7 protein-coding genes are annotated in these 6,527 nt (G+C 43.3%); all 7 read right to left on the reverse strand.

Translation table 11 applies throughout. The features are described 5' to 3' along the window. Positions 1 to 211: 211 nt before the first annotated feature. Positions 212 to 604: a hypothetical protein gene (locus ABGY95_RS02610; protein ID WP_347440131.1), complete on the reverse strand. Its 393-nt coding sequence runs from the start codon at positions 602 to 604 to the stop codon at positions 212 to 214. Between the two features lie 4 nt (positions 605 to 608). Beyond that, complete coding sequence (locus tag ABGY95_RS02615) at positions 609 to 1,010, reverse strand: hypothetical protein (RefSeq protein ID WP_347440132.1); 402 nt, start codon at positions 1,008 to 1,010, stop codon at positions 609 to 611. A gap of 12 nt (positions 1,011 to 1,022) precedes the next feature. Continuing rightward, positions 1,023 to 2,180 carry a type II secretion system F family protein gene (locus ABGY95_RS02620; RefSeq protein WP_347440133.1) on the reverse strand — a complete coding sequence of 386 codons (1,158 nt, stop codon included), beginning with the start codon at positions 2,178 to 2,180 and terminating at the stop codon, positions 1,023 to 1,025. Continuing rightward, a complete protein-coding gene (locus ABGY95_RS02625) occupies positions 2,173 to 3,867 on the reverse strand; it encodes an ATPase, T2SS/T4P/T4SS family (protein WP_347440134.1) in 1,695 nt (564 codons plus the stop codon). Before ABGY95_RS02625 ends, ABGY95_RS02620 begins: the two co-directional genes overlap by 8 nt. Continuing rightward, on the reverse strand, positions 3,864 to 4,415 hold the full coding sequence (locus ABGY95_RS02630) for a hypothetical protein (RefSeq protein WP_347440135.1): 552 nt from the start codon (positions 4,413 to 4,415) through the stop codon (positions 3,864 to 3,866). Before ABGY95_RS02630 ends, ABGY95_RS02625 begins: the two co-directional genes overlap by 4 nt. Positions 4,416 to 4,447: 32 nt before the next feature. Next, entirely contained in the window at positions 4,448 to 6,133 is a 1,686-nt protein-coding gene (locus tag ABGY95_RS02635; protein WP_347440136.1) for a secretin N-terminal domain-containing protein, read from the reverse strand. 82 nt (positions 6,134 to 6,215) lie between these two features. Then, on the reverse strand, positions 6,216 to 6,527 hold a 312-nt coding region (locus ABGY95_RS02640), incomplete at its 5' end, for a hypothetical protein (protein ID WP_347440137.1).

Raw genomic sequence — 6,527 nt, forward strand, 5'->3', positions numbered from 1 at the left:
GTTGTCGTTGATTTTCCCTCACGCACGCGCACCATTGATTCGACTAAGTAAATTCCGACTAGGTCAAACCCCTTAGCTTTGGATTCGTCCTCTAATACAAGGGCTACAGCGGGAGTTGAATATAGACAGGAGCTTGCAATACTTAACAATGTGAGTAAATATATACTATATCTTACCATGCCAGTTATTAGGTGGAATCTATTGAGATAGGCTACTTACCTGCGTCCCATATGCTGTTGTCATTAGGGGGGGAGGGGTCGTATCCACCACTAATGGTAGGAGGACTGTTAGTGATGATAATTGAACGGCTATCTCCACTTAAATCTGTAATAGTTGGAATCGCTGCCATTCCGTTTGGTAAATATGGGGTTATGTCACTCGCCTTAATTGCTGATACGATAGTGGTTGGGTTGTCAGCTAAAAATAATTTTTGAGCTTGATAGACTGCCTTCAAGTCCTCCCCAGCAGCTAAACCTTTTTGCCAGTTTTTATAGCTTTTAATTCCAATAGTTGACGTTGATATGAGTACAAGGATTATGCCAATAACTAAAGAAAGCTCGATCAATGTAATGCCATTTCTTTTGGTCGTATGAGGAAGATGCATAGGCCTATTGGAGTAGCGTTTTTGTGTGTTCAATAATTTCAAAATAGAGATCGGTTGACATGAATTGTCGAATTTCGAGGACGATATAGATAGTGATACATATCTTAACTAACCACCAAAACATGCTGTAAGTGAAACTTTTATTCTTATTAAAAATAAAGGCATTGTACCAATGCGAACCTTCTGCAATCTTTGTGGAAAACATATTACCTTGGTCAATGAGTTGCTGAATCAGTTTTTCAGCTCTCTTTTTGTTCTTTACAGTTAGTAGATAGTGATAGTTCTGAGTCTTTAACTCAGTTATGTTCACGCCTGAAGGCAAGGATTCAGGAAGGCGCACTACTCTGATATGGTGCTCATAAACGAGATTTTCGATGAGCCATCTGTCAAATTTTGTTTTAGTCATAGTGCCAGTAGTTTACATACTTTGCTGCATCATTTCAGGACCCATAAGGAAGATCGGCATAAATACAGAGAGAAATACAAAGGCAACCATACTCACAGCTCCGAGTAGAATAAAAAAGTTGAGGATATTGGTGAAGTCTTCCATATGCTGTTTGGAGTCTTCCTCATACATTTCAGTAAGCATGTCGAGTTGAACACCCATCGAAGCTGATTTTTCACCAATGGCCAACATGTGGACAACTTGGTCATCGACTGAGGTGTATTTGGTGAATGCTATAGCCAAGGGGACACCTGATTTCTCATATTTTTCAGCCGCGTTGAGCAGCTCATCGTGTAGAGGAGTTCCCTTGACAGATGTGGCTGAGGTACGTATCGCTTTGGCCATATTTATTCCGTTCGAATGAAGTAATTTAATCACCCCAAGGAAGGTTACTTGGCGTAAACCTTGAATTAATTTACCTAATAGTCGCCACTTTGACATAGCTAGAGTAACTATAATATGGCGAAGTTTAGCTGAAAGAATGAAAGCTAGTACAGTGGCTATTAGGATGGCAGCCATTGCTGGCCACCATAGGATAACCAGGTCACTTAAGATGAAGAAAATTTTTACCGGCCCTTGAGGTTCATAGTCACCGACAACAACCATAGCCTTAATTTTGGGCACAATTTTCACCTGACTGTAGATGAATGCAATGAATAGGAAGGGGAATACAAAACAAGGAATAAGGACGATTTTACGCACTTGTTTTTTAAAGTAAAAGTCAGTTTGAGCCCTAGCCGCTAGGTCTGTGAATGCTGAATCAAGTTTACCTGAATCCATACCAGCTTTCACGAGACCAAGAGTCATGTCATCGAAGCGCTTACATTTTTTGAAGGCCTCATAGACTGATACTCCAGCATGGATATCATTCCGAATACCATTGAGCGTGTCGGCCATGCCCTTGTCAGGGAGGCCATCGGCATAGTACTTTAAGGCATCAGCCGTGTTGATCTGAGCCTTAATCATAGACGCAATTCCCCGATAGAATTGAATCAGCTCCTTAGTTTTGAAGGTTTTGGGTTTATTTGAGCTAAAGAGTTTGATCTCCCTATTCATTCCCGTTTTAGGTTTGTCAGCTCCACTTGTAGTTGCTGCACCTTCGGATATCAGTTGTGATTGGGTATTATTCATCGGATGACATATCGATAACTTTACTTACTGCATTGATATCTGTTTTACCTGTTTCTAATAATTTGAGACCATTGCGCCTTAGGTTGGGAAGAACTCCTTCATTGGCTATTTTTACTTCAAGGTCGTAAGGGGAAATCTCACCTTTAGATAGTTGATCAGAAGTCTTCGGAGTGATGGGAATGATTTCTAAAATAGCGGTTCTTCCAGCGTAGCCAGAGTTGCGACATTCTTGGCAGCCTTCTAGGTTTGCTTCATAGAGCTTTTTCTTGGACCAACTATCATCAAGGTTGTAGGTTCTGCGGTCAAGTTCAGAAAGACCTTCGAGCTCAATTTTGCAGTAGGGACAGAGAATTTTGATCAATCTTTGAGCGCACGCAGCCTTGAGAGTTTGCGCTATTTTCCATCGTTCAATACCTAGTTGTTCGAACCGTTCAATAATCTGGGAGGCTCGTGCGGTGTGGACGGTAGTAAGTACTTTATGACCTGTTACGGCAGCCTCGATAGCTAATTCTGCAGATTCCATATCACGCACCTCACCCATAAGTATAATATCAGGGTCAGATCGCATAAAGGATGAGATCATCGGCTTGAATTCATCCGCATTTTTCAGGTCACAGTGGGTGATTCCTGGAACTTCATCCTCCACTGGGTTTTCTAGGGTAAGGATATTAACTTCAGGTCTGTTGAGTTCTCTAAGCATCGCATTGAGCGTCGTGGACTTACCTGAACCAGTGGGCCCTGACATAACAATGATTCCTGCTGGAATTTTCATTACCTTACGAATAGCAAAGAGAGTTTCTTCATCAAACGCTAATGAGCCTTTACCTAGTGTGACGTTGAGGTGGCCTTTGTCTAATAGGCGCATTGTAACGTGATAGCCACGATAGGTTCTGTGACGCTCGTAACGAATATCGATTGGGCGGTGGAAGTAACTAATGGTGAAACGCCCAGATATACCACAAGCTGTATTACGAATTTCTGTAGGAAGTTTCATGAGGTTCAGAATGAAAGCGTCAATTCTATCCTTGAGTTTCATTGGAAGTTCTCGTTTTTGGCCGAGATCTCCATCTACTCGAAATGAGTAGTAAAAAGATTCTTTTTCCACCTTAAAGTGAACATCTGAAGCGCGTTGTTTGACTGCATCCGCCATGATAGTCGCAGTCAGTGCAGCCATGGGTTCATCGTATCCAGTCGAGGTAACATCGAAATCTTTGGTGAATTCCTCGAAATCTTCGACATCGATCGACTCCAACTCAGATTTAGTAGGGCCTCCAGTAGTTGAGGAGGCCTCAATAGTTCGGCTAATTTCCGATTTAATTGTAACGATCTTGATTATTTCGTACTCTGGAAAGCGCGGAGAAAGGTATTCTTCAGCAGCAGGCATCCAAGGGTCAACTACTGCGATGAGTAGCGAATTATTGTAGATACACAAAGGTGTGAAGTTTCCTCTAGTAAGTGTGGATGCGTCACATTTTTCAAGTAAGGATCCCTCACAGAATTCTGCTACTTTAGGGAAGAAGGCTAGTCCGTTTAGTTTAGCAACTGCAGCCATAAACGTTGTCTTAGTGACTCGGTTCTGTACTTGATCGTGTGTTAGTTCAGCAAAGGCAGCATCGTGTTCAGCGAGGCTCTGCATGATTTGTTTGCTGATGAAATCGTTAAATTGGAGTCCGTCAAATTCAATCATCGGCCAAAATGTTTAGAGGTGAGAGATTTCCACGACTCATAATTCATTCGCACGCAAGTGATGTAAGGTGTAATGGATTGTGTATTAGTAATGTATGCGTGTAGAGCTTGCGCGAAAATAGTTGCAGTCACCGGATTGATCGAGCCGAGCCCTATGACATCTGCATCTTCATTGTAAAGAATAGGACATTTTAACGACCTCGCCAGATCGTAAATAGGTTGGTGCTTTTCATAGAAAGCACTTGGCGTCATCATTTTCGCAGCAAAAGGAGCAGGAGGCATGATTGGAGTAACGAGAGAAGCAAGCATTGTGCTCCAGCGCTCAATGCTCGCTTCGTATTGACTTTCGTTGTCAGCCTCGAGTGTTGCTAGCTTGAAAAGAGGCTCAGCAGGGAGGTTGTTGTTCCAGTCTTCGATACACTGTTCGGAAAGTGTAACCACTTCCTCCTGCGCTGCTATGTTGGCCTTTAAAAAGGCCGCAGCACTTTGTTGAAGGGAGTAGGTGTGCCATTCGGTGAGGTTTGCACTCTCCGCGCTTTGGTCTGACATTATTTCTGAGCTGTGTATGGTTCTTAGAGGATCTATCGGCGTACTCTGTACCGCTTATTTGAGTGATTTGAATTGGATTTCTGATCTAGTTGAAGGCCGGACTCCTTCTTAATATTGCTCCATGTACGCGTGAGGTTTGGTTTTTCAAGGTCGTAATTTGCTGGGTCGTCATAGAGAGTGTCTTTGTTGCGAATTTGGTGGATAGACTCTAAACGGTTGTGCGTGGTGTGATGTGAAGAATGATTCTCCGGAATATAGCTACTTGGAGTTACGACAAAGATGAGGCTGGATTGCTCCTTCGCTGTTGTCTTACTTTTGAAGAAGAAGTTAACCAATGGAATGTCTCCTAATAGTGGGATTTTGTTTTCATTTTGTATTTCAGATTCTTGGAAGAATCCGCCAACAATAAGGGAGTGGCCATCGGGTATACGGGCGATCGTGGTGAGTGTCGATTCGCGTACTTCTGGGTACTTGTTTCCTGTCTGGGCACTTTCAATTTGACGGGTCACTGCAGCCGCACGTGGGCGCATCTTTAGACGGATTGTTCTGTCCGGTAGCAAGGTCGGGGTGACAAAGATAGTGGTGCCGATTTCACGAGTTGTTTCAGGGTCTGTCGAGTCGTCTTCGTCGATCTTGTAGCGAACTTCTTCTGTGACAGTAGGGTTGCCACCTGATGAGTTTTGTGTGCTTTCTGTCGTGATGATTGGTATGCGATCGATCACTGCGATTGACGCAGCTTCATTATCTTCGGTTATTAACACTGGGTTATTCTGAAGTTTAATGACGCCCCCCTCATTCAAAGCTGTGAGCACTGCGCTAATTTCATTTGGAGAAAATACCAAGTCACCAGCAGCAAGTGGAGAAGCAGAGCTGGAAGGAAGCCCAAGAAGGTCGCTCAGGCCCAAAACTGCACGAGTGGGCACAGAAGCATTTGGTCCCAATGAATTGGACCAGTCAAATCCGAGACTTTGGCCTGAGGATGAGAGAACTCGATAGATTTTCACTTCGACAACGATTTGACCTTTGGCACGGTCAATGCGTTCTAAGAGGCTTTTTACGCGTTCAATTTTGTAAGGAGTATCAATAATAATGAGGGTGTTTGTTTTTTCCTCATAATTCACAATACCTGTGTTTGCACTTAAAAGTGGGCTGATGAGCTCACGCATGTGGTCCTTCATGTTAGAAGAACGTAGGTATTTTAGCTGGTAGCTCCACTCCGTTGATGGAAGCTGATTGAGCTGATCACTGGTAAGAGCATAGATTGTGTTGCCTCGGCGATGGAGGGTCAGAGCATTGCTAAATGCCAGATTTTCCATTTGAGTCAAAGTGTCGCCATCTTTAAGGTATCCGTTGACCTTGAAGTCATCCCCTGTAATGCGGTTATTGTGGAAATAGGAAAGCCCTGCGTCGCGAGCTAAAACTTCAAAAACAGTATTAAGGTCGGCATCATTTAGGCGCATGCCATCTGTATCTTCTTCGAGTTCTTGTGAAGCAGCCTCCTTTGTTGGCTCTTCTCCAGGAAGTGCTGGGGCTGAGGGTACTAGAGCTGTTTCTACGTCAATCTCTGCTACACTAGGAATTTCAACTGCAGGAGGGGGGGAGGAGGGTTGTGCTGAGGGATGAGTGATTGTTTCTTGCGCATTTGTGGTCGCGGCGTAAAACGCGAAAGCTGCAAGCGTGCTTGGTAGTAGCTTAATGCTAGTTGTGTAGCTTCTCATATATTTTTTTAGTTAGGCAGTAAGAGATTTGTTATATTCGGCAGAAATGTTGTTAGTGAGCAAGAGTATTCTTGATCATGGGCTATTCGTCGAGTTTATGGGTGTCAGTTTTATTTTGGTCCAGAGAAATAGGCGCGTCGCTGTCTGAGTAGATGACAACCCTGTTGTTCATGTCTAACGAGATGATGTTTTTATCTGTTAGGTCGAGGAATGTTACTTTACTGGAAGTGATGGAGTTGAACTTTAGGGAGAATGTTTCGCCTTTCACTGAGACATTGATTTTGTCACCTCTCCCATAAGTTTTTGAACCAATGATGGCGCGCCGTCCCAAGATGTTTAATTTTTTCCCAAGCTTGGCAATTTCTTGTTCAATGAGGATTTTCTGCTGCTTCTT

The sequence above is a fragment of the Rubritalea sp. genome (assembly GCF_039830215.1).
Classification (GTDB): Bacteria; Verrucomicrobiota; Verrucomicrobiia; order Verrucomicrobiales; family Akkermansiaceae; genus Rubritalea.

What these genes read in the sequence shown, in the direction of transcription:
- ABGY95_RS02615 (WP_347440132.1), bottom strand. Translation starts at nt 1,010, where the DNA reads ATGACTAAAACAAAATTTGACAGATGGCTCATCGAAAATCTCGTTTAT.
- ABGY95_RS02630 (WP_347440135.1), bottom strand. Translation starts at nt 4,415, where the DNA reads ATGTCAGACCAAAGCGCGGAGAGTGCAAACCTCACCGAATGGCACACC.
- ABGY95_RS02635 (WP_347440136.1), bottom strand. Translation starts at nt 6,133, where the DNA reads ATGAGAAGCTACACAACTAGCATTAAGCTACTACCAAGCACGCTTGCA.
- ABGY95_RS02625 (WP_347440134.1), bottom strand. Translation starts at nt 3,867, where the DNA reads ATGATTGAATTTGACGGACTCCAATTTAACGATTTCATCAGCAAACAA.
- ABGY95_RS02610 (WP_347440131.1), bottom strand. Translation starts at nt 604, where the DNA reads ATGCATCTTCCTCATACGACCAAAAGAAATGGCATTACATTGATCGAG.
- ABGY95_RS02620 (WP_347440133.1), bottom strand. Translation starts at nt 2,180, where the DNA reads ATGAATAATACCCAATCACAACTGATATCCGAAGGTGCAGCAACTACA.